The sequence below is a fragment of the Glaciimonas sp. Gout2 genome, assembly GCF_035018905.1.
GTDB lineage: Bacteria > Pseudomonadota > Gammaproteobacteria > Burkholderiales > Burkholderiaceae_D > Glaciimonas.
Window position 1 is genome coordinate 240,567 of the sequence record NZ_JASJXA010000002.1, and the last position, 22,233, is coordinate 262,799.

General features: G+C 52.4%; 14 protein-coding genes and 1 tRNA gene. 7 read left to right on the top strand and 8 right to left on the bottom strand.

Going from position 1 to position 22,233, the window contains the following annotated elements; all coding sequences use genetic code 11:
- Nucleotides 1-36 precede the first annotated feature (36 nt).
- The 6 genes from QN379_RS03595 (at nucleotide 37) to QN379_RS03620 (ending at nucleotide 14,157) form a co-directional block, all read left to right on the top strand.
- Nucleotides 37-8,517, top strand: coding sequence for a hypothetical protein (locus tag QN379_RS03595; RefSeq protein WP_323506030.1), 8,481 nt, complete (start codon nucleotides 37-39; stop codon nucleotides 8,515-8,517).
- A 61-nt stretch (nucleotides 8,518-8,578) separates the two neighbouring features.
- Nucleotides 8,579-9,151 (top strand): hypothetical protein, encoded by a 573-nt coding sequence (locus QN379_RS03600; RefSeq protein WP_322232646.1) that lies wholly within the window; start codon nucleotides 8,579-8,581, stop codon nucleotides 9,149-9,151.
- A gap of 40 nt (nucleotides 9,152-9,191) precedes the next feature.
- The gene (locus QN379_RS03605) at nucleotides 9,192-10,061 is read left to right on the top strand and encodes an outer membrane lipoprotein-sorting protein (RefSeq protein ID WP_323506031.1); all 870 of its coding nucleotides are present in this window, start codon (nucleotides 9,192-9,194) and stop codon (nucleotides 10,059-10,061) included.
- Nucleotides 10,062-10,166: 105 nt separating this feature from the next.
- Nucleotides 10,167-11,129 (top strand): outer membrane lipoprotein-sorting protein, encoded by a 963-nt coding sequence (locus QN379_RS03610; protein ID WP_323506032.1) that lies wholly within the window; start codon nucleotides 10,167-10,169, stop codon nucleotides 11,127-11,129.
- A gap of 488 nt (nucleotides 11,130-11,617) precedes the next feature.
- The gene (locus QN379_RS03615; protein ID WP_323506033.1) at nucleotides 11,618-12,748 is read left to right on the top strand and encodes an ATP-binding protein; all 1,131 of its coding nucleotides are present in this window, start codon (nucleotides 11,618-11,620) and stop codon (nucleotides 12,746-12,748) included.
- Between the two features lie 800 nt (nucleotides 12,749-13,548).
- On the top strand, nucleotides 13,549-14,157 hold the full coding sequence (locus QN379_RS03620; RefSeq protein ID WP_322232642.1) for a PEP-CTERM sorting domain-containing protein: 609 nt from the start codon (nucleotides 13,549-13,551) through the stop codon (nucleotides 14,155-14,157).
- Between the two features lie 13 nt (nucleotides 14,158-14,170).
- Here the strand turns inward: QN379_RS03620 and QN379_RS03625 are convergent, their stop codons facing one another.
- The 6 genes from QN379_RS03625 to mutL form a co-directional block, all read right to left on the bottom strand.
- The gene (locus QN379_RS03625) at nucleotides 14,171-14,293 is read right to left on the bottom strand and encodes a hypothetical protein (RefSeq protein ID WP_322232641.1); all 123 of its coding nucleotides are present in this window, start codon (nucleotides 14,291-14,293) and stop codon (nucleotides 14,171-14,173) included.
- 258 nt (nucleotides 14,294-14,551) lie between these two features.
- On the bottom strand, nucleotides 14,552-14,938 hold the full coding sequence (locus tag QN379_RS03630; RefSeq protein WP_322232640.1) for a hypothetical protein: 387 nt from the start codon (nucleotides 14,936-14,938) through the stop codon (nucleotides 14,552-14,554).
- 301 nt (nucleotides 14,939-15,239) lie between these two features.
- On the bottom strand, nucleotides 15,240-15,383 hold the full coding sequence (locus tag QN379_RS23645; RefSeq protein WP_416348516.1) for a phage integrase central domain-containing protein: 144 nt from the start codon (nucleotides 15,381-15,383) through the stop codon (nucleotides 15,240-15,242).
- A 589-nt stretch (nucleotides 15,384-15,972) separates the two neighbouring features.
- Nucleotides 15,973-16,049 (bottom strand) — tRNA-Met (locus QN379_RS03635).
- Between the two features lie 76 nt (nucleotides 16,050-16,125).
- The gene (gene miaA, locus QN379_RS03640; RefSeq protein WP_322232597.1) at nucleotides 16,126-17,097 is read right to left on the bottom strand and encodes a tRNA (adenosine(37)-N6)-dimethylallyltransferase MiaA; all 972 of its coding nucleotides are present in this window, start codon (nucleotides 17,095-17,097) and stop codon (nucleotides 16,126-16,128) included.
- A gap of 281 nt (nucleotides 17,098-17,378) precedes the next feature.
- Complete coding sequence (gene mutL / locus QN379_RS03645) at nucleotides 17,379-19,235, bottom strand: DNA mismatch repair endonuclease MutL (protein ID WP_323506034.1); 1,857 nt, start codon at nucleotides 19,233-19,235, stop codon at nucleotides 17,379-17,381.
- Between the two features lie 331 nt (nucleotides 19,236-19,566).
- Here mutL and QN379_RS03650 point away from each other — a divergent pair, with 331 nt between their 5' ends.
- Entirely contained in the window at nucleotides 19,567-20,217 is a 651-nt protein-coding gene (locus QN379_RS03650) for a VTT domain-containing protein (protein ID WP_322232595.1), read from the top strand.
- Between the two features lie 177 nt (nucleotides 20,218-20,394).
- On the opposite strand, the gene QN379_RS03655 is transcribed toward QN379_RS03650, so the two are convergent.
- Both QN379_RS03655 and tsaE read right to left on the bottom strand, forming a co-directional pair.
- Nucleotides 20,395-21,747, bottom strand: a complete 1,353-nt coding sequence (locus tag QN379_RS03655; protein WP_322232594.1) for an N-acetylmuramoyl-L-alanine amidase — start codon at nucleotides 21,745-21,747, stop codon at nucleotides 20,395-20,397.
- Nucleotides 21,711-22,196 (bottom strand): tRNA (adenosine(37)-N6)-threonylcarbamoyltransferase complex ATPase subunit type 1 TsaE, encoded by a 486-nt coding sequence (gene tsaE, locus QN379_RS03660; RefSeq protein WP_322232593.1) that lies wholly within the window; start codon nucleotides 22,194-22,196, stop codon nucleotides 21,711-21,713. Before tsaE ends, QN379_RS03655 begins: the two co-directional genes overlap by 37 nt.
- Nucleotides 22,197-22,233: the final 37 nt, after the last annotated feature.

Here is a 22,233-nt window from a genome sequence, read left to right on the forward strand (position 1 = left end):
CGATGGATAGTCGCCTTGTGACAGGTGAGGATAAAAATGAAAATGACAATTATATTCAAACGGTTACCGCTTAAATTCGCCATTGTTGCAACCGCGATGGCCCTGACGGCAACCTCAGCAATGGCACAGTCTGGTGCGCTCACGACGGTGCATCTGAGCGCGCAGCGCATGAGTAAAACGCTGCCTGACGGCACCATCGTTCCGATGTGGGGCTACTGTTCAGATGACCGTGCGCAAAGTCCGGCGTTAAGCGGCGGTGTGCTACTTAACGTCAACCCATGCAGCACTGCGGTGGCTGGAACAACCAAGACGATAGCCAATACGGTCTGGGCGCCCGGGCCGACGATTGTTGTGCCGATTGGAAATCAACTCAATATCAGTGTAAAAAATAATCTGGCGGCGGGCACTTCCACTTCGCTCGTGATCCTTGGGCAGATTGGCGGTAGCGCGGGGAGCCCTACGCGGGACGTCACGCCGGTTGACCATCCACCGCAAACTGCAACTACCTGGCCAGCTCAAGCGGCGGCTGGTTTTACCCCACCGCAACAGGGCATGCGCGCCCGCGCCTTTGGTCAGGAGGCCGCCTTCAACGGCACGATCGCCTACACATGGAATACGAATATTGCGCCAGCAGCCAGGAATCCTCAGTACCTCAAGCCGGGTACTTACTTATATGAAACCGGAAGTCATCCGTCTTTGCAGGCACCGATGGGTTTGTATGGCGTGCTGATTGTAACGCGCAGGCCAACGTATGAAATCGAGGAGCCAGGGAGTGCCGAGGCATCGCAAACGCTGGAGTCTCCCGGCCATGCTTTTCCTGGCGCGTATGCTAATTACGCTGGCACACCATCGCCACTTGCCAGATTGGTAGGCGTGCCTTACGACATGGATGCAACCTTGCTATTTTCTGAGATTGATGTGAACCAGAATACGGCGGTGGATGCAGCAGCGGTAGCCGGAACCAGCGAATCGATCCGTTGGAATGATGCGCGTTGCACCCAATCGCAAAAGCCCGTCGCCATCGGCGTAGCGCAGGTGCCGTGTTATCCGGCGGCAGTCAACTATGCACCGACTTACTTTATGGTGAATGGCAAACCCTACAATCAAACCAGCCCCGCAGACTCATCTACGGTATTGCCCGATTTGGCCGGCAGCGACGCCGTCACGGGCAACATCATGGTGCGGATGGTAAATGCAGGCTTACGCACCCATACTCCCGCCGTCGTCGGACTACCGTTTACGCTGATCGGCGAGGATGGCAACGTGGCACCGGGTAACACCAAGGTGCAGAATGAAGTCAACATGCCCCCGGGTAAAACGATTGATGCATTGGTGCTTCCCCGGGCTAGCGCAGCGACCGGGACGCAAAGAAGATACACCGATGCGGTGTATCCATTTTTTGATCGGGGGCTTGGGCTGACATCAGGCAACGAGACTAGGGGAGGAATGCAGGGATACTTGGTCGTCGCGCCAGCGAGAACCGCCACGCTGACCGGTGCTGCGTTGGTGCGTGCCCTCAACACAAACATCGGTACCAGTGCCAAACCAGCGGTGACGGCGACGGCCAACCCTGACTATTACACGCTCTCACCGAACGCGACCGCCTTGAACGACAACGTACTGACCAATGACATTGGGGTGGTCCGCGCTGTCATTCAGGGGCAGGCGTTGACCAATGGCGCCACCACGTCCACCGCTGTGTTGGCGCACGGCAACGTGACGCTTAACACTAATGGCAAATTTAGCTATACGGTGACCACTGCTCCGGCCAGTACGAGTACGGCTACGATTGATAGTTTTACCTATTGCGGCAATGATTCGGCCACCGTGTGTGCGTTGGTATCGATCACCTTCGAGGCAACCGGTGCTGCACCGACTGCCGTGGGACGAATTTATAACAATACTGCGACGACCGCCTATCCAAGCAATGTCGCATCGCTGCTTAAAGTGCCGCGCGGCGCTGGTCTGCTGCAAGGTGCAACTGACCCCAACGGCTATCCGCTGACTGCTAAGTTCGCTGGGGTTGCGCCGAGCTGGGTAGCGCTGGGTAGCGACGGCTCCTTTACCGCGACACCTTGTGCGGCTGCCCCCGCTACCTGTACGTTCCAGTTCGCATCAGTGAATAGTCAGGGTACCGCCAGTCCCGCCCAAACCGCGACAGTGGTGTTTCCGGCGGGAAGCGGCTTGCCGATAACGCTGGTCGATGCCCAGAGCGGGACGGTATTGCTCAACGATTACAGCTGGATCATAGAAGAGGATCAGACCTGGCACAATGCGAATGTCGGTGTGACACCACCGATCATCAACGGGAAACCGACGCCTAGTTTAGCCACTAGTTTTTTCCGTAGCTACATGCCGGTCGTGGCTTCCGGCTGTACCGGAACATTAAGTTGTATGGATGCACAGAGCGTCGGCGGTACCGTCGTTGTGCCGAAACCGCGTTCGCTGCCGTCCGATGTCGCGCTTGATCCGAACAAGTGGTATTACATCTCCATCTTGCCGGGTGATGCTGCTAATCCGTTTGTAGGTGCCTTCGCGGGTGATCCTCTGCTCACCCCGGATTGCTTAACCCCTAGCGCTGCCGGTGCCAATGACGCCAAATGCGGACATACGATCAGTGGCGGCCAGATTGCACCGTTAGCCGGGGCTGGATATCCACCGACCACTATTAAAGTGGAGCCGAATCCTTTGCGCCCAGCACAACTGTCGGTGTATATTTTTGAAGACGGCAGCCCAACCAATGGCGATCCCGATGCGACCGAAAACGGGCTGGGAGGATTTGAAATCCGTATCTGGGATACCGCCGGTCGCTCCGGCGATGCGATCGGTCAGATAACTTACGATGCCTTCAACATGCCATTGACGAATGCGTTGCTGGGATCACCCGGTTGCCCAAATGTTTATAGCCCCACCACTTCTGGCACAAGTTCTACCAGTCCTAATTACGCGGGGAAGGACCTGACCGGCGTAATTCTGACTTGCCCTAATGACCCTATCGATCCAGCTAATCCTAGCGCGGATTACGTTTTGCAAGGGCAGGCGCTGGTTAAAAACCTGATGCCTGGCCGCTTTGACGTGATGGCACATCCCGGTGCGGTGCGACGTGGTGCAGGAGAAATATGGCATCAGGTATCTACTCTGGAAGGCACGCCGGCGCAGGATGCTTTTGTCAAATCAGGTGAGCCTGCTTACTTCCAGGAATTTGGACCTCCAGGCTTCCACACATTTATTGGTTTCGTGAATCCCGCCCATATCGCTCAACAAAATATTATTGCGACGCATGTTCCTGTAAGTGGGATTCCACCTGCACCAAGTGCCGATAACGAAGGACCTCCTGTCACCGGACCGGTTGCGCTTGCCACGACGACGGTATCGGGACGGATTACTAGCCTGCATATGTCACGTCCGGTCAAGGAAACCTTATGGGATTCCGGTGCGCGTGGGCCGCTGGCTGCAACGTCTTGCATGGTAGGTCTCAATCAGGAAGGTGAGCTGGGCCTGAATATTGGCTACGCTGCTTGCGACGATGATGGTAATTTCACGCTCACTAATATTCCTGTGGGTTCTTACATGCTAGTCATCTGGGACCATTGGCTGGACCAGATCATCGCCTTCAAGTCGGTCCAGGTATTGGCCAGCAACACGCCGGATAAAAATGGTAATCCGGTGCCGTCGGGTGCGGTGGCATTGGGCAATATCCCGGTATTTAGTTGGTTCACGCGTGTGGTGACGAGTACCTATATTGATCAAAACGGCAATGGCACGCGGGATGCTGGCGAGCCCGGTATCGCGCAGGTACCCGTCACAATTCGGTTTCGCGATGGTTCCGTCTCCAACGTATTACCGACCGATTCCGATGGCAATGCGGTGTTTTACGAGCTTTTCCCTCTATTTAACTGGTATGTGGTCGAATCAGACCGTACCCGCTTTACGGGTACCGGCGTCAACGTCACGGTCGACGCTGGTGGCTTGCCCGACTGCGTGACCTATCAACCGGTTACCGGGCAGGGCACGGTTGGCGCAGCTAACCAGAATAGTGCCATGCCGTGTTCAAAAACTGGCGGCATTCTCAACTCTTCGTATGTCTGGAATGACCCGATTACGGGTAAGAGTTTTGGTGCTGTCCCACCGGGATTGAGTAACGGCACCAACCGTAAGGACAGTGGTAGCGTGCTGTACGAAGGCTTGCAAGGTTTCATCAACCAGAGTCAAATTTTGGATTGGGGCAAGCGGCCTTTCAATGTCGGCGAAAACGGGGGGATTCAAGGCATGGTGGTGTATGCCTCGACCCGTGGCTTTGATGATCCGAGCCTTGAGGTGCAGTTTAAATGGGAGCCGGGCGTCCCCCGCGTCATCGTTAATTTGTATAAAAAGTTGCTGAATGCGGACGGCACGACAGCGCTCACCCTTGTGAACACCACTAAGACCACCAGCTGGGACGATTACGCGACCGGGACCAAGGCCGATGGGTCACCGAATATGGTGTGTCCGGGACAAGACGGTCAAGATCCTTTCCTGACTTACACACTTGGCGCATCTAACCAGTTCAAGTGCTATGACGGCTTCCATCTATGGAACCAGGTGCAACCTGCGGTCTACGATGGTGCCTATGCCTTTACGACCGATGCTGCGGGCTTGCCTCTGGCACCGGGGAGATATGTGGTCGAAATTATTCCTCCGGCCGGATATGAGATTGTTAAGGAAGAAGATAAGAACATCTTGATCGGCGACGCGTGGGTAGCACCGGCAGCCCAGCAATTCAGTGCGCTGGCCAATATTTTCATCATGCCTGATCAAGCCCAGGTGGGTGCATATTACAATCCGAAGAATCCGAATAATGCCACCACCAGCCTTGGGTTCCAGGGCGCTAAAGTCCAGTTTCCAACCTGCGTCGGGACATTGCGTACGGTGCCTGATTTCATGAGTCTGTTTCCCGGCTCCGGTCAGGTAGCACCGTTCGCGGGTGCGATCAAACCGCTCTGCGATCGTAAGGAAGTACAGCTTGCCGATCAGGCGACCGGCAAAGCAAGTTTCTTCATCTACAGTAATACGCCGGTTGCTGCGCATTTCACTGGCTTGATACTTGACGATGCTGCGACTGAAATCAATGCCGTCTCGCCCGATTTCGGTGAAAAATTCGCCATCGCCCATGCGCCGGTATCGATCCGCGATATGCATGGCGTGGAAATTTCACGGGTGTATTCCGATCAATGGGGTACCTATAACGGTATGGCACCATCGACCTGGCAAGTCAACGTACCGAATCCGTCTGGATATTCTCCGAATATGCTGATCGCTTGTATGAATGATTCCGGTCCAATCGTCGATATGCGCCCCGGTTCTTCAACCTTGGGACAATTGATTTCGGACCCATTGTTCAATCCCTCATTCAGCCATTTTTGCTATACCAACCCGTACATGCCGGGTGCAACTGTCTATCTTGATACGCCTGTGTTGCCAGTGGCTGCGTTTGCCGATGGTTACAATCCGGCCGATTGCAATTATCCCGACAGCACGCCTTCCATTAAACGCGTTGACGGCGACAACGTAGGACCCTGGGTGGCTGCGGCTGACGGTACGCATATTGTGAAGATCACCGCGCTGGGCGACGTGGATGTGCCAAATCCGGCATATCAGGGACCTAGTGCGACTAGCGCGCCATTCAACCAGCGCACGGTCAAACGGCACTATGGGTTCGGTCCGACTGCGGGCACGATTAGTATCAATGGTGTGGCCCTGACCAATGTGTCATGGTCCGACGCCAACATTACTGCAACGGTCCCAAGCGGTATGGCGACCGGTGAGTTGCTGATCACCAATGCAGCGGGATTGTCTAGTGTGGATTCGGTCACGCTGACTGTCGGGGGTGCGGTACCCGTAGTGGTGAAACCCGCCTTTTTTAATCCGAGCCCAGCCACGGCATCGGGTGCTGGCTTTCCGCATCCGATTCAAGACGCGATCGATAGCGCCCGGCCTGGCGATCTGATCATTGTGGATGCGGGAACCTATCCTGAACTGTTGATCATGTGGAAACCGGTGCAATTACAAGGCGTAGGCGCTGCCTCGGTAGTGATCAATGCTGCGAAATATCCGACCCAAAAGCTGGAAGACTGGAGACCCAGAATTAACAAGCTGTTCGGGGTGGATGTCACCACCGGTAATCTGAGCGATAAACCGCAAATCGATCCGCTTCCGACCCAAACTCCCATCACCGGTGGCGTCGTGCTGCTCGAACCAACCATACTGGCGACAGAAGAAGGGCCTGGAATAGCCGTTCTGGCCAAAAATCTACCGCAAAGCGATTGCGCCAGTACGACTTCTGGAGACAATGGACCGAGCAATTATTTTGCGGTGATCGCGAAAAATCTGGGCGTGCCTAGCAAGGTCGCCATACAACCGACCGGCTGGAATATGGGCGATTCGAACTTCCTCTGTGCTAAATCGCGGATAGATGGCCTAAGTATCACTGGCAGCGATGCGGGCGGCGGCATCTACGCCAACGGTTGGACCCATGGACTTGAAATTTCGAATAACCGCATCTATAGCAATTCCAGCTCTATGCATGGCGGCTTACGGATCGGCTCCCCATTTGAGGAAGAAACCCCTCCTGTAAATGGTTATGGCTATGACGTCGGCGTGAATATTCATCACAACGCCATCACCAATAACGGCACCGTCGAAGCGACACCGGGAGCTGGCGGGGCCAACGTAACAGGCGCTGGAGCAGGCGTATCCATCTGCACCGGTACCGATAATTATGCGGTGAATTACAACTTCATTTGCGGCAACTATAGCAACGGCGGCGGCGGCGGTATCGGTGCCATCGGTGTCAATATGAACGGTGTGATCGCCCATAATAAAATATTGTTTAATCAGAGTGCGCAACAGACGACGACCGTGCATGGCGGCGGGATCGATATTGAAGGCGATCTGACTACCAACACCACGTTTTCCAACGGTACTGGCAATATCACGATTGATTCGAATCTGATCGTTGGTAATTTTGCGCAGTCCGGTCATGGCGGTGGAATTCGGTTGCAACAGGTGAACGGCAACGACGTTATCAGCAACCCAACCAATCCGGAAAAATGGTATCGGGCAACCATCACCAACAATATCATCACGAATAACGTGGCGGGCTGGTCGGGTGGTGGTATCTCGCTGGTGGATACGCTGAAGGCGGTGATTCATGAAAATACGATCGCTAACAACGATAGTGCCGCCATCGTCGGCGCCTTGTTTGGCATCAATGGCCGTGGTCCTACCACATCGTATGCAAGCCCGGCTGGTATCAGCACTGAAATGACTTCGCCGGCACTGCTTGCAGTGTTGCCGACAACTGCTTCGGCGCGGGTGCCGGTCTCTGCGACCAAGGCGCGTAATACTTATTCCAACCCCGATATATTTAATGACATCATTTGGCATAACAGGTCGTTCTTTGTCGACGCAACCGGAGGTGCGGGTGCATCCAACGTTTGCTCGAGCAACAATACCAACGATCGGACCTGCAACGTGCTGCCACCGTCGGTAAATGCCAGCGACTGCACCGGTACGCCAGCGTATTGGGATATTGGTACGGTCGGCGATGTTTCGGCGGCAGCATCCAGATTCACCGTAACGGATATGTACAACTCGGTCCTTTCGCCAGCAGGTTCTATCTATGGCAGCAATCCTGGCCGAGGTATCAGCGTGAGTGATCCTGGGCTGACCAAGAGCTATTGTAACGGCCCGCGCGCCAATCCTGGGATGAAGTTCGAGCCAGGTCAGCCCTTCCTGCCGCCGTTCAGCATGGTTGCCGGTGTCACGCTGGATGAGGCCGGAAACTTTGTCGATCTGAAATATGGTCCGCTGTCATTGACTGATCCGCTTCAACCAGGTGCAGTACCCTACGGTAACTACAGCATTACAAATAGCGGTGCCGCATATAACAACGGCATAGGCGCGGATCCAGACAGTCTGATCAGAGCAACAAGCATCGATTATTTGGGTGCGCCACGGCCTACAACTGGTCGCTTACCGGGGTTTGACATCGGCGCGACGCAGGTCAATAACGGGATTGTCGGGGGAGCAAATATACTGCTGCGTACAGCGTCACTGATGGCCAGTACAAATGCATTGGTGGCGACCGCTAACCCATTGACTGCACTGGCAGCGGCAGTGAACGTGACGACCCAACCGGTTGCGCAGTTGAGTGCATTAACGCCAGCATCGATACCCTCTGCGCTCAACTGCGGTACGCCTGGACAGGCGGCCTGCGGGTCCGGTACGGTGCAGCTTTCGAATAGCGGAAAGTCATTGCTGACGATAGCCGGTATTACATCGAGTAATCCGGCCCAGTTCGCGATAGTGAGTAACTGTGGTGCCACATTGGCTAGCGGCGCTACCTGCGGGATCACGGTGACTTATCATCCGCTGGCGTTGGGGGGAGCGGTCACCGCATCATTATTGGTGCGCGACAATAGCGGGGGTGTGGCTGGTAGCACGCAGGTCGCTACCCTCAAGGGTACGACGCAATAAGTGGGCAATAAGTGGGCAATAAGCAGGCAATAAGCAGGCAATAAGCAGCCAAGGGGATCGCATGAATGAGCAAAAATATACAGCGCTGCACAGGGAGGTTTCAGGCTGGTCGCGCGTTGCTGGTAGGGTGCGTGGGGAAAGTGGCGCGTCCCTTATAACGGACAGCCGGCACTATGCCGTTCGTAGCATTGTCGGTCCCTTCATCTTGCTAGCCATCCTTGGGTTCTGCAACGGAGCTTACGCTGATAGCCAGGAAGATCCGCGCAATGCCGCCCACGCCTGGCGCATCAACCACAACCCGCAAATGGAGCGAATGTGGGGTATTAACGTAACGGGCGTGCGGCTGGTTTCTTCCAATTGGATGCTGCAATTTAAATACCAGGTTACGGACCCGGAAAAGGCGAGGTTGCTGCTCGATCATCAAGCCAAACCGTATTTGACCGACAAACCGAGCGGCGCGATGCTGGCGGTTCCGGCAATGGAAAATGTCGGTGAGCTGCGACAAGTGTCGTCGTTGGTGGCTGGGCGGGATTATTTCATTATTTTTGGAAATGCCAGTCAAGTGGTGCGGCGCGGTAACCGGGTAAATATTGCGGTTGGCGCGTTCCATGCGGACGACCTGGTGGTCGAATAGCTGGGTCGGAATAATATTGGATGAAAAGGAAAAGCACATTATGAACAACCACTATCGTCTTTCCATTCCCTCAAAATTATGCGTGTGTTTGGGCGTGATAGTTTTCCTGACCTCGGCTGCGCGGGCAGAAACCCCACCGTTGGGTGCAGCACAAGTTGTCGATAAGAATGTCGTGGCACGGGGTGGAGCAACCGCTTGGGGTGCTATTCGTTCGATTTCCTTTGTAGGTAAGATCGATGCTGGGCGGACCCATCCCACTCCTCCCGGCACGGTTGATAGCTACTCAACGGGTCCGTCGAATCTGCGCCCTGGTCAGCGCCGCATGATGATCGCTGAAACGCCCGTAAAGCCAGAGGAGGTGATTGCTTTGCCGTTTCGGCTGGAGTTGAAGCGACCGCGCAAAAGTCGGCTGGAGCTTGACTTCGCTGGCGATACCGCGATTCAGGTCTACGACGGTAGCGCAGGATGGAAGGTTCGGCCTTTCATGGGACGCACGACGGTCGAATCGTTCAGTCCGGCGGAGATAAAAATTGCCGCTTCCCAACAGGAGCTAGACGGTCTGCTGATTAATGCCGCCGCCAAGGGCAGTCAAATCCGCATGGAAGGTATGGATAGCGTAAATGGGGTACGCGCTTATAAACTCAGGGTGGCGTTACGCGATGGAGATGTGCGTCGGGTATGGGTGGATGCTGCGACGTTCCTGGATGTCAAGGTCGATGGTATCAGGGATGTCGGTGGTCGTTCGCGTGCGATGACCACGCTACTTAGCGATTACCGCCGCATCGACGGCGTGATGATTCCCTTCAAGATGGAAACCCATGGTGTCGGGCTGAAGGATGCTGAACGAATAGTCGTGGAGAAAGTAGTGATCAACGCGGATCTTCCGGATACACGGTTCGCAAAACCGTAAAACTGTCTCAACAGAAAAAGGTAAGAATGTTCAAATCAGTGTCATTTGACGTTCTCAGTACAGGCCTTCAAAACACCGAATCGCCGCAACGGCAGAGGAGAAGATATGAAAAACTCAGGGCGCTTAATGTCAATATGCTCCGACGAGGAGGGGATGCGCGATCGCGGGGCCGCCCGTATCTTCGGTTTGTCCATCTTGCACACCGGATTGCTGCTGACCATGCTTATTACGTGGATGGCGATGCTGACAATCGCCCTCACAGCCCATGCGATCGCTCCGGTTCAACAAGGATCCTCTGCTGAAAATCCGCAAGTACAGACACTCACTGTCGCCCAAATCATCGCCCGCAATGGTGCCGCGCGCGGCGGCATTGACGCATGGCATGCGGTTACAGGTTTAAGTGAGGTCGGCCGGATGGAGCAGGTCCAGCTTAGCACCATCAATGGAATCCACAAACCGCGTTCGGGTGCCCATTCAACCATTGGCGGCGGGGCGCGCGACCGGAGTGTGCCCTTCACCCTGCATATGCAGCGCCCGCATAAGATGTATTTGGAAATTCAATACCATGGGTCGACAGCGATTCAGGTTTTCGATGGGATGCAAGGATGGACGGTGATGCCTACATCTAGCGGGGCTGTAGCGGTGAAATACGCACCGCAGACTGCGCACGCGGCGGCGACGCAACAGGATCTGGATGGTCCGCTGATGGATAGCGCGGCAAAAGGGACTAAAGTGCTCCTCGAAGGCCTCGAATTGGTGGACGGACGTAATAACTATCGCCTCGCCTTAACATTGCGCGACGGTCAGGTGCGGCATCTCTGGATTGATGCCGACACCTTTCTCGATACCAAAATTGACGGCACCCGGATGGTAGGGGGATCAGTTTGGCCGGTAGAGACCTATTTTTCCGGTTACAAGAAAGTACACGGGCTTCAGATCCCCCATGTGCTGGACACCGCGATCGGCGGGACGCGTACCACTGAGCGCATAGTGATTGACCATGTCATGCTCAATCCTGTATTGAGCGATGCCCTTTTTTCTGCGCCCGCTGTGACGTCTGGCCCTTAACCTAACGTGTCAGCTTTAGGCTTAGGTAGGAACATGGAAATGGAGATTGATTGTGGCGATTGTACGGTGCAAAGTGGATCCATTATTATTCCCCTTGGTTTTGCTTATTATGCTTGCTGTGAGTGCATGCAGCGCAGATAGCGGAAGCGAGGCCGCACCGGCCGGTACGGTCGGGCAAGCCCCGTCGAAAAGAACGGCGACGAGCAAAGCGACTTCACCATTCCTTACTCCGCCAAGACAACCAAAGGGAACTACAAATCCTAACGCATTGCCTGCGGTGCCAAACGCTGAATAGCGCTTTGCTGCCGCTGAAGAAATAAATGGCCGCGACTGACCAGGAATGCAGGATCGCGGTAACGACTATGATGCGCAATGTATGATGGAAAAAAAGCTACGTAACCGCGTCCGTATGTTGATAGTCGGAAATCTTATTATTCGCAATGAATACGGTTCACGAAGTAGGTTCCTAGGCTCGCAAGGAGACAATAATGTTAAAGCTGCAGCAAGTGATGATGACCATGCGCAGGATGTGTAGCGAGCTGGAGTTGTCGAAGTCACAGTTTGGTGAGCTAACTGAGCTGATCGGGATAGCCTCGCTGATTGTGGATAGCCAAAGCAAGATACTGAGCATCAACGAGATAGCGGCGGCAATGCTGGGATTTAAGGTAGAAGAACTACAGGATACCTTGCTGACGCATTTAGTAGAAAATGGTCAAGGGGGGCTTGATCAAGTACTGACCTTTCCGCTGAAGTCTGGCAAGCTCGAATCGTTTGAGATCCTTTTTAAAGGCCGTAGCGGTCGCAAAAGTACACTCACTATCGTGCCCCAGTCGATTGAACATTCTGATGGCATCACGCGTTCTATGTTGCTGGTGCTCACTGAAAAAAACAATCGCAACGCTTTACTGCAAACTTTGGATCGATCAGAACCAAAACTTCAACAATTTTCGAATCGTTTAATTGCAGCCCACGAACTCGAGCTGAAACGTGTCTCTTCCGAATTGCATGACGGCATTGGACAAGTGTTGGCAATGATAAAGTTTATGATCGAAGATGCCGCGCGACAGGTAAAAAGCGGAAAGCCGGACGAGGGCGCGAAAATTCTTGATGAGACGGTGGTACGGTTGCGAGAAGCAATGAATGAAGTCAGGCGTATCTCGATTGAATTGCGTCCTAGTAGCCTAGACGATTTGGGCCTGATTCCGACGATTCAATGGCATTGCCGCATTTACAAAAAAGCATATCACGACGTGCGCCTGAATCTTGATCTGGATGTGATTGAAGCGGAAGTCCCGGAAGTGCTGAAATTGGACATTTTCCGCATTATTCAGGAGGCATTAAATAATGTCGCCAAGCATGCACAGGCATCCGAGGTAACCGTCTCTCTGCAGGTGGAGCACGCTAATATGCGTTTGATCATCCGTGATAACGGTAAAGGTTTTGATGCCAATCCACTCGATTTTTCCACTGCGAATCAGGGGGGATTGGGATTAAAAAGCATGCGTGAACGGGTAGAGTCGTCTGCTGGTAATTTTTGGATTCAATCGGGTCTGAATAGTGGAACCAGGGTAGAAGCGCGCTGGTCGTTGCAGGCGGTCGTATCCGGGATATTAGTATAACAAGCGATTATGTCTGGCGGGCTTTGCAGGCGCGGAACGGTGACTCAATACCCTGTTTGGCAACCCGTTGCCCCGATACGCATAACATCAAAATGCAGCGGTGCTTCTGGCTGCCGACGCAATCGAGGAAGTGAGTTACCTCCTCGATTGAGATTCACCGGCAGCTCGCGTGGATTCTTTTGCAGCGGTATTTCTTTCACTGTCCGCTGCCCGCTGTCCACTCTCGCTTAAGCGGGACTTTGTATATTCTATAGTGTTGGCACTGACGCGATTTTGACCCAGGCTGCCGACCTTCACTGACCCATCTTCAACCATCAAAATCCAGCAGTGGGGAAACTATTTTCCATGCGAGCAGCTGCGGCAATGAATTCCGGCAGCCTGGTTCAAAATCGCGTTAGCGCGAACAGACGGAATAACAATCACATATTAATACGCGTAGTGTAACTATTTTTTTGAGGTACTACGCTTATCGATCCGGAATGGAGGCTAGCCCTTAATTGACTACACTGCTGCAAAAATGCAACGACAATTGCGCTGCGCCATCGACCGAATTACAGCGATGATACATTCTCAGCAATTTTGCTTACAGGATGAGATTTCTCGCCCATTTTTTGCGCTACGAGTGCCAGTGCCGGGGAGGTCGCCGCCGGCTACCGACACCGATATCAGTTGTCAGCAAATTTTACATATTACGAGGCGTAAAAATTATATTTTTTTAAGTCATTGATATTAAAGAAGTTTTTTTTGGGCATGATTGTTGCTTATTTAGAATTATTCTTTAATCATTCCTTGGGAAAAAAATGAAAATTCTTAATTCTTGGTCTTCCGCTGCTGCTGTAGCATTTTCGGCCGTAGGTCTACTGGCTGCACTTGCAAATGCAAATGCAAATGTGATCGATTTCGCAGGTCTTGGAAGCACATTTGGGACGGTTAAAACGTATACGCAGGATGGGATGACTTTTACCGATTCTCTCGGATTTGTTGGACCGAATATTGTTCAAAATAATTTTGCTGGTCCATATGGTTATCCGTCAACGCTTACCGTCAAGAACACCGCTGGCTCCGGCTTTAATAGCTTTGACTTCACGTCGGAACAATTTTCAATGTTCAACAACGCTGATCCTGCGTCAGTCGTGACCTTTCTCGGCACAAAGATTGACGGCTCTACCATCAGCAAGAGTTTCACAGTGCCAGGCTATAGTGTTGGTATCGAAACATTTTCCTTAACGGGCTTCACGAACCTGACACGCCTTGACGAATCGCTTGGTTTTGTGACTTTTCAAAATTTCACGTTCACGCCAGGTAATGCCACAGCCAATGTACCTGAACCGGGATCTATTGCATTGCTGGCTTTGGGAATTTTTGGTTTCGCAGTGGCACGTCGCAAATCAGGCATTAACAACGCATAAACGTTTTTTACGTTCAGTCCGAGCCTGCCCGGAGCAGGCTTTTTGCATCGGAACCTGGAGCATCAACGATAGCGGCCAGATTGTCGGGCACACCGTCAAAATCCAGCAGCCACGCAAAAAGTCTTCCTGATGTCATGTCCGAAACCGTGATGCAAGGTTATTGGTAAAGCACGTTATTTTGACTAGTTGCAGCCAAGCGCATTAACTCGCAATCGAATCTTTATAGTGGTTGCGGTCTGGATAAGCGGTACGGGTCACATTAAATATAAGGGTTTTTTTATCTGTATTCTGGTAAAGACTGTGTACATTCGTTGATACTATTCCGAGGTTTGGTTTTAATATAATGCCTTGTCCTGCCGTTTTGCTATGACGAAACAACACATGCACTAACGCATCAGCCCACCCGCCCAAACTTTCGAGCAATGACCTTCCCGCCTGCCACAGTCTCAGGAGAATCCACATACTTCTGCATCATCACCTTGCGCTTATCAAGAAACATTGCACGGTCATAGGCCTCGCCGTAGGTATCTCCTGAAGCATGTGATAGCTGACGGTCAACGGCCTCGTGACGATAGCCCAAGCGCCCCTTAATCACGCCCATGGCAAGCAATCTGAAGCCGTGTCCGGTCATTGCGCCGCTGTATCCCATGCGCTTGATAGCTGCCAATATACCGAAATTAGTTGCACGCTTCTGAGGATCGCGCAGGTTGTAAAAGAGATACTTGTTATTGCCTGTGTATTGGTGGAGTTCTCTTAATAAAATACAACCTTGAATTGGCAAAAAATACGTGATCGTCTACTTTGCGTGGGCTCAGCTTCTTTTTTTCCATCGTTATGCGTTGCCACGGAATTAGCCAATCTTCCTTTTCGAGGTCGATTTCTTTCCATTCCGTTATCGTCAATTCGCTGGTGCGCACGAAGATCAACATCATTGGCCGGAACATAATTCTGGTCGGTGGGTACATTCGGCCGTCGATCTGCTCGTATGCACGGATAAACTCGGGTAGACCGTCCGCCGTGATGGCTGGTGACCTTTTGCACCTGGCTTGAGCGCACCTCGCAGGCTGGGGATAGGGTCTACTTCAGTTTCTATCGACTGCAATGGCGTAGCGGAATATTTGGCCACAGACCAGGCCCTGGCGCCTCGCCATATCTAAGGCGCCACGTTTTTCGATTTGCCGCAATACATCGAGCATGATTGGCGCTTTGACGTCAGTAATCGGCATCCTTCCGATTAACTGAAAAATGTCTTTCTATAAACGGCTCAGAACATGTCTGCAGTTAGTTTCCCCCACGTGTCCATCTTATTAGCATGCCACTCACGCGCTACCGCTTCGAATGTATTCGGGTTGGCAGTACTTGTTATTTCTTTCAATTCGTTTCGCTTGCGCAGGCTCGGTTCCATCCGTTTTTGTTTTTTTGCATCCATGCGCTTCTTACGTCCATCCGGAAAGCGATACTTCCGGGTAGGCACCGAACGGCAAACGTGTGTTTTTACCGTCGGGTTAACGGTAACGCATTCGCCATATTTTTGAACCGGTCGGAGCGACCTCAAGATACATCCCTCCCACCATCAGCCAATGTATAAGTATTACCCTTTGGTCTGGCACGTTTGAGCTGGATACCGTTCAGCGGGGTGGCAAGTTTAGGCATTTTTCATTCAGGGAGGTTGGCATGCATCCATTGATGAAAGTAGGGATGTAAAAATCTTAGATATAAATGGATAACATCGGACGATATCAAACAAAAAACCCGCATCCTCATAGAGAGAAGTGCGGGTTTCTGTACGTTCCTGTACTACCTAGAACATGTTCATGGTGGTGATAGGTGGATTTGAACCACCGACCCCAGCATTATGAGTGCTGTGCTCTAACCAACTGAGCTATATCACCAAAGAAGCCCGCTAGTATGATCTATCACTCCAATTGTTGTCAAGCGAATTGGGGGCTGATTTTGATGATTTTCGCTTTATTTTGGCTGGTTTTGATCCTGAGCCTGGATAACGGTATCCAATACCGTATTGGCAACATTATTACCGATGCAATCGATGATGATGCGGTCGGGCATTGCGCGAAGCCAGGTGAGTTGACGTTTGGCTAGTTGGCGGGTGGCGACGATGCCTTTTTCGCGCATTTCGTTGAAATCGTATTGGCCGTCGAGATATTCCCAGGTTTGGCGATAGCCGACGCAGCGCATCGATGGCAAGCCTAGATGCAGGTCGCCACGGGCGCGTAGGGATTCGACTTCGGCGACGAGTCCGCCGTCGTTGCTGTCAAGCATCATATCGAAGCGTTGGGTGATGCGGCTGTGCAGTACGCTGCGGTCGGACGGTTCCAGCGCGATCGGCAATACATCGAACGGAAGTTGCGGGGGCGGTTTGTTGGTCAGTAGCGATGACATGGTATGACCGCTGAGTTCGATAATTTCAAGGGCGCGTTGGATGCGTTGGCTGTCGTTGGGTTTGAGGCGCTCTGCGGTGAGCGGGTCGAGTAGCGCTAACTTGGCGTGCATTCCTGGCACGCCGATAATTGCGGCTTCGGCGTCTAAGCGGGCGCGTAGTGCGGGATCGGCTTGCGGCAGTGTATCCAGGCCATCGCGCAGAGCTTTGAAGTAGAGCATGGTGCCGCCGACCATGAGGGCGAGCTTGCCGCGGGCGTGTATTTGTTCGATCAAAGCCAGCGTGTCGTCGCAAAATTGCATGGCCGAATACGATTGCGTCGGGTCAATGATATCAATGAGGTGGTGCGGCGCAGCGGCGCGTTCGGCGGGGGTTGGTTTGGCGGTGCCGATGTCCATGCCGCGATAGACCAGCGCGGAGTCGACCGAGATAATTTCGGACGGAATGTGACGGGCGATCTCGAGCGCGGCTGCAGTTTTGCCGGAGGCAGTGGGGCCCATGATGGCGATTACGAGCGGGCGTTTTGGTGCGGATTGATTCATGCGGTTATCAGTTTTTGGCTTACGTTATTGTGCTGGTTCAGGCCGCGCATAGCGCTACCGTTCCGTCATCACTCCGGTATTTGTTTGTCCGGGTCTTTGCATGGTGGCAAGCGTCGGAGCAAAATTGATGATTGCGTGAATTTTACGTGAAGTCGACCTGAGCTTGATTTGAATATTAGGTACTGATCGTATTCAGTCGAGGGTCATTGGCGGCCATGACTCTTGGGCGGATTACTCACATTGCGCTTCTCGTTGATCGATACTATTCCGGCTTATTGCAGTTATTGCCCACGCAAAAAGAGTTTATCGAGGTCGGACATTGCCAGTTGGCTCCATGTCGGACGACCATGATTGCATTGGTCGGCGCGGTCGGTGGCTTCCATTTGGCGTAGTAGGGCGTTCATTTCTGGCACGGTCAAATGTCGGTTGGCACGCACCGCTGTGTGACAAGCGAGAGTGCCGAGCAATGCATTGCGGCGTTCTACCAATACTCTTGAGCCGCCAAATTCGCGGACATCCCGCAGCACATCTCGCGCAAGCGTTTGGGCATCGGCATTTTTTAATAGCGCGGGAACGGCACGCACAGCCAGCGTTGTCGGCGACATTGCGGCAATGTCGAATCCTAGCGATTTCAGGATTTCCTGATTTTCTTCAACCGTGCCGACTTCCACGTCATCTGCAAAAAACGTCACAGGAATCAGTAACGGCTGAACTTGCATGGCGTTTTCGTCCAATGCATCTTTGAGTTGCTCGTACAAAATGCGCTCATGCGCGGCATGCATATCCACTAACACTAAACCTTTGGCATTTTGCGCGAGGATGTAAATGCCGTGTAATTGGGCCAATGCGAAGCCGAGCGGGAATTCATCGTTCGCGTTGGTCTGGTGGGCATCAGGCATACCAACACCCAGCGCCGCGGAGGGGTTTGTTGGTGTGGCTTGATTAAACAAGGCGCCGTATTGGGTGGGTGACTGTGCTACGCCGGGATAAGTATTTCCTCTAAATTGCCCACCAAATGTGGTCTGTTGATGCGGTTGTGGCTGCAAAATAGCTTGTAAGTGTTCGGCGGAGCCACGCATCCACGGCGTCGCGCCACTGGGCGCGGGTATCGGCGCTGGCGTGGTGCCAAAGGATGTCGCAGAAGTGAGCGCTAACGCGCGATTGACCGCGTGATAAATGAATTGGTGGATCGACCGGCTATCGCGAAAGCGCACCTCAATTTTGGATGGGTGGACATTGACGTCTACCAGCGACGGGTCCAGATCCAATGCCAGTACATACGTTGGAAAGCGATCGCCATGCAGTACGTCTTGATAAGCTGCACGGACCGCATGCATGAGTACTTTATCGCGCACGAAGCGGCCATTAACATAAAAATACTGCGAATCGCCACGCGCTTTGGAGGCGGTCGGAAGTCCGACGAAGCCATATAAGCGTAAGGTGCCGGCGCTTTCGTCTAGCGGCAATCTGGCTTCGGCAAATTCGGTGCCAAGTATGCTGGCGCTGCGTTTGGCACTTTCGGTGGCTAGCCAGTGATCGACGGTTTTACCATTGTGCGATAGTGAAAACGCAACATCTGGCCGTGACAACGCAATGCGGCGGACCACTTCAGCACAATGGCCGTATTCGGTCTGGTCGGATTTTAAAAATTTGCGGCGTGCAGGTGTATTGAAATACAAATCCTGGACATTGACCGTGCTGCCTTGGCCGCCGGACGACGGTGTGACGACGAGCGTACTACCGTCGATTTCGCAAGCATGGGCGGCATCGGCAGTGCGGGAAGTGAAAGTCATCTGCGAAACCGAGGCGATGGAGGCCAGTGCTTCGCCGCGAAAACCCAGGGTTGCTACATTCTCAAGATCGTGTAGGGATGTTATTTTTGAAGTGGCGTGGCGTGCCAGCGCGAGCGGCAACTGCTCTGGAGAGATGCCGCGGCCGTTATCGGTAATGGAAATGCGTTTTATGCCACCTTGTTCGAGCCGGACGGTGATCTGGGTTGCGCCAGCATCGAGCGCATTCTCTAGTAGTTCTTTAACAACCGCAGATGGTCGTTCCACCACCTCTCCGGCAGCAATCTGCGAAATAAGGTTGTCAGGAAGAGCCTGGATAGCACGAAAGGAGGGCAATGGAGCATTCATTTACAGATTATACCGAACCCTGAAGCTTGATTCTTGTCTGGAGTAAGGTATCTCTATTTTTTAGGATGGACGCAAGACCGCTCAAGCGGTGGCGCACCTGACGACCACCTTATTAAGGCCGTCGTCAGGTGGTATTGGTGGGGAAGTTTTGTATAAGTACTACTTTTGACCGGCACAGACCGGCAAGAGCGTTTTATGATTTTCGTTGATTTACGAGCGTTTCGCGCATGAACGGTCGTCTACTGGTAATCCGTGTGTGATTTTTTTTAGTGACATTGGCTTTTTCGGCTAACCGTGTAGTGTATTATTTCGCGCAACCATTAGGAGAGTTATGGACTTTATGCAATTCATCGACGTGATTCTGCACGTTGACAAATCCTTAGGATTCTTGATTAAGGAATACGGCACCTTAATCTATATGGTGTTATTTTTAATTGTCTTTTGTGAAACAGGATTGGTTGTATTCCCATTTTTGCCTGGCGATACATTGCTGTTTATCGGCGGTGCATTTTGCGCGATGGGCGAAATGAATATTTGGCTATTGATGGGTTTGCTGATCATCGCGGCGACCACTGGTAATACGCTGAATTATTGGATCGGTAGCAAGATCGGGGAGAAAGTCTACTCCCACGATTATCGATGGCTGGACCAAAAGGCTTTACAAAGGACGCATGCGTTTTATGAACATCATGGCGGAAAAACCATCATTTTGTCGCGCTTCGTCCCCATTGTCCGCACTTTCGCGCCCTTTGTGGCTGGCGTGTCCAAGATGACATTTTCAAAGTTTCAGTTTTTCAACATCACTGGCGCTTTGTTATGGGTCGTCGGTCTGGTGTCAGCGGGATATTTCTTTGGAAATATGCCAATCATTCGTGATCATTTAAATACGATTGTATTGCTTGGCGTCGGCGCAGCAGCGATCCCTGTGGTTTTGGGTGCGATATGGAAACTGTATCAAAAGCTAAAAGGGCAGCAAGCTTAGGGCTGCTGAAAATGCAGCTTGTTGTACAGCCTAAGATTTATGGTGCTTTAATGCTGATGTAATCTGCTGCCATCAGAGCGATGGATCAGATGTAAAAAAGGGTATGACGCATTTGTTTGCGCCATACCCTTTTTTTATGTCTGCACATTGCCACCAAAAGCGGTGAGCAGATACTAGTTATGTCATCTGGTTCTTGGACAGTGGCGGATTGTGCGAGAAATACTTCTTAATGCCGGTCAGTATGGCGTCGGCCATTTTGTCCTGATAGGCGTTGTCGGTCAGTTTGGCTTCTTCTTCCGGGTTTGAGATGAAGGCGGTTTCAATCAGAATACTTGGGATATCAGGCGCTTTAAGCACTGCGAAACCGGCTTGTTCGACCGACCCTTTGTGAAGCCTATTAATACCGCCGATTTCACCAAGGACCGCGCTGGCAAGTTTCATACTGTCATTGATTTGCGCAGTGGTAGACAAATCGAGCAAAACGCCCGCAAGTTGCTTGTCATGACTTTTGATATTCACCCCGCCAATCAAATCTGAGGCGTTTTCTCGGTTGGCCATCCAGCGGGCGGCGGTCGAAGTGGCACCTTTTTCAGACAATGCAAAAACGGACGAGCCACGCGCAGTGGGTGTCACGAAAGCATCGGCATGGATCGAGACAAATAAGTCAGCCTGAACTTTACGTGCCTTCTGCACCCGCATACCTAGTGGCACAAAGAAATCAGCGTCACGCGTTAGCATTACGCGCATATTAGGCTGCTGTTCAATCTTGGCTTTAAGGCGCTTGGCGATGGCGAGCACGATATCTTTTTCATGATTGCCGCGACTACCGGTTGCGCCAGGATCTTCACCGCCATGACCGGGGTCAAGTGCAATGGTGATCATCCGCGTCATGGTGGGCGACTTCTCAAGTTTTCTCTGCGCTTTGGGATCAACCCTTGCCACCGGCGGTTCTGGCGGTGGCACCACCGGTACTGGCTTGGTGACTGCTACTGGCGGGACGATCTCTCCCGGCTCCGCTGTCGGCCATTCGCCTTTTTGGATCATCATGGCAATTGGATCGGGCGGCACTAGTGGATACAAATCGAACACCAAACGGTATTTGTAATTCCCGATTGGGTCCAGCGTAAAGACCTGCGGTACGACCTGATCTTTCAGGTCAAACACCAGACGGACCACATTTGGTCGATTCTGACCAACCCGAACCTGCTTAATATAAGGATCGTTCGATTGAATTTTGGCGACCAGTTCTTTCAGTGCCGGATTCAGTTCAATCCCTTCGATATCGACCACCATTCGGGCAGGATTTTGCACCAGAAAATGGGTAGCTTTTAGTTCGACATCATTTTCCAGCGTAACGCGGGTATAGTCGTCAGCAGGCCAGACCCGAACCGCAAGAATTTGTGCGGCCCGTGCAGATTGCGAGGTCAGTGGCGCGACAACCGAAATAAGCAGCGTTCCACCTGCTTTGAGAATGGTACGGCGGCTTTTGGACTTCAGAGGTTTGGTGCAAATTTCAGTCGAGCGAGACATTGATTACCTTTATCGGTTACGCCGCACAATTTTACATCACGCCCGTCTCCTGAGACGCTGAGAATGACGTTTATGTCTGGTGTTGGTAGAATATTTTCTGCTTTTTCGGGCCATTCAACGATGCAAATATTGGAATCATTGAAATGCTCGCGGAAACCGGCTTCTAGAAATTCTTCCGGACTTCCCATGCGATACAGGTCAAAATGCATCACTTCGACCGTTTGTTGATTTATATTGACGGTATAAGGTTCCACCAAAGTATAAGTTGGGCTTTTGACGTGGCCGGTATAACCGGCAGCATGCAATAAGGCGCGGGTCAGTGCTGTTTTGCCAGCCCCAAGGTCCCCATGCAAATAAATCGTCAGACCCGGTGCCAGCGCCCGTGATAATGCAGCACCAAGGGCAAACGTACCTGCTTCGTCATGTAGATGAAAGGTAAAGTCTTGCATCTCGTAAAATAGTCCTCTGTCATTGATGAGTTGATGT

Coding starts and splice junctions, on each gene's coding strand:
- QN379_RS03600 (WP_322232646.1), top strand. CDS start 8,579: ATGAATGAGCAAAAATATACAGCGCTGCACAGGGAGGTTTCAGGCTGG.
- QN379_RS03610 (WP_323506032.1), top strand. CDS start 10,167: ATGAAAAACTCAGGGCGCTTAATGTCAATATGCTCCGACGAGGAGGGG.
- mutL (WP_323506034.1), bottom strand. CDS start 19,235: ATGAATGCTCCATTGCCCTCCTTTCGTGCTATCCAGGCTCTTCCTGAC.
- miaA (WP_322232597.1), bottom strand. CDS start 17,097: ATGAATCAATCCGCACCAAAACGCCCGCTCGTAATCGCCATCATGGGC.
- tsaE (WP_322232593.1), bottom strand. CDS start 22,196: ATGCAAGACTTTACCTTTCATCTACATGACGAAGCAGGTACGTTTGCC.
- QN379_RS03625 (WP_322232641.1), bottom strand. CDS start 14,293: ATGACATCAGGAAGACTTTTTGCGTGGCTGCTGGATTTTGACGGTGTG.
- QN379_RS03650 (WP_322232595.1), top strand. CDS start 19,567: ATGGACTTTATGCAATTCATCGACGTGATTCTGCACGTTGACAAATCC.
- QN379_RS03595 (WP_323506030.1), top strand. CDS start 37: ATGAAAATGACAATTATATTCAAACGGTTACCGCTTAAATTCGCCATT.
- QN379_RS03620 (WP_322232642.1), top strand. CDS start 13,549: ATGAAAATTCTTAATTCTTGGTCTTCCGCTGCTGCTGTAGCATTTTCG.
- QN379_RS03615 (WP_323506033.1), top strand. CDS start 11,618: ATGTTAAAGCTGCAGCAAGTGATGATGACCATGCGCAGGATGTGTAGC.
- QN379_RS23645 (WP_416348516.1), bottom strand. CDS start 15,383: ATGCCGATTACTGACGTCAAAGCGCCAATCATGCTCGATGTATTGCGG.
- QN379_RS03655 (WP_322232594.1), bottom strand. CDS start 21,747: ATGTCTCGCTCGACTGAAATTTGCACCAAACCTCTGAAGTCCAAAAGC.
- QN379_RS03605 (WP_323506031.1), top strand. CDS start 9,192: ATGAACAACCACTATCGTCTTTCCATTCCCTCAAAATTATGCGTGTGT.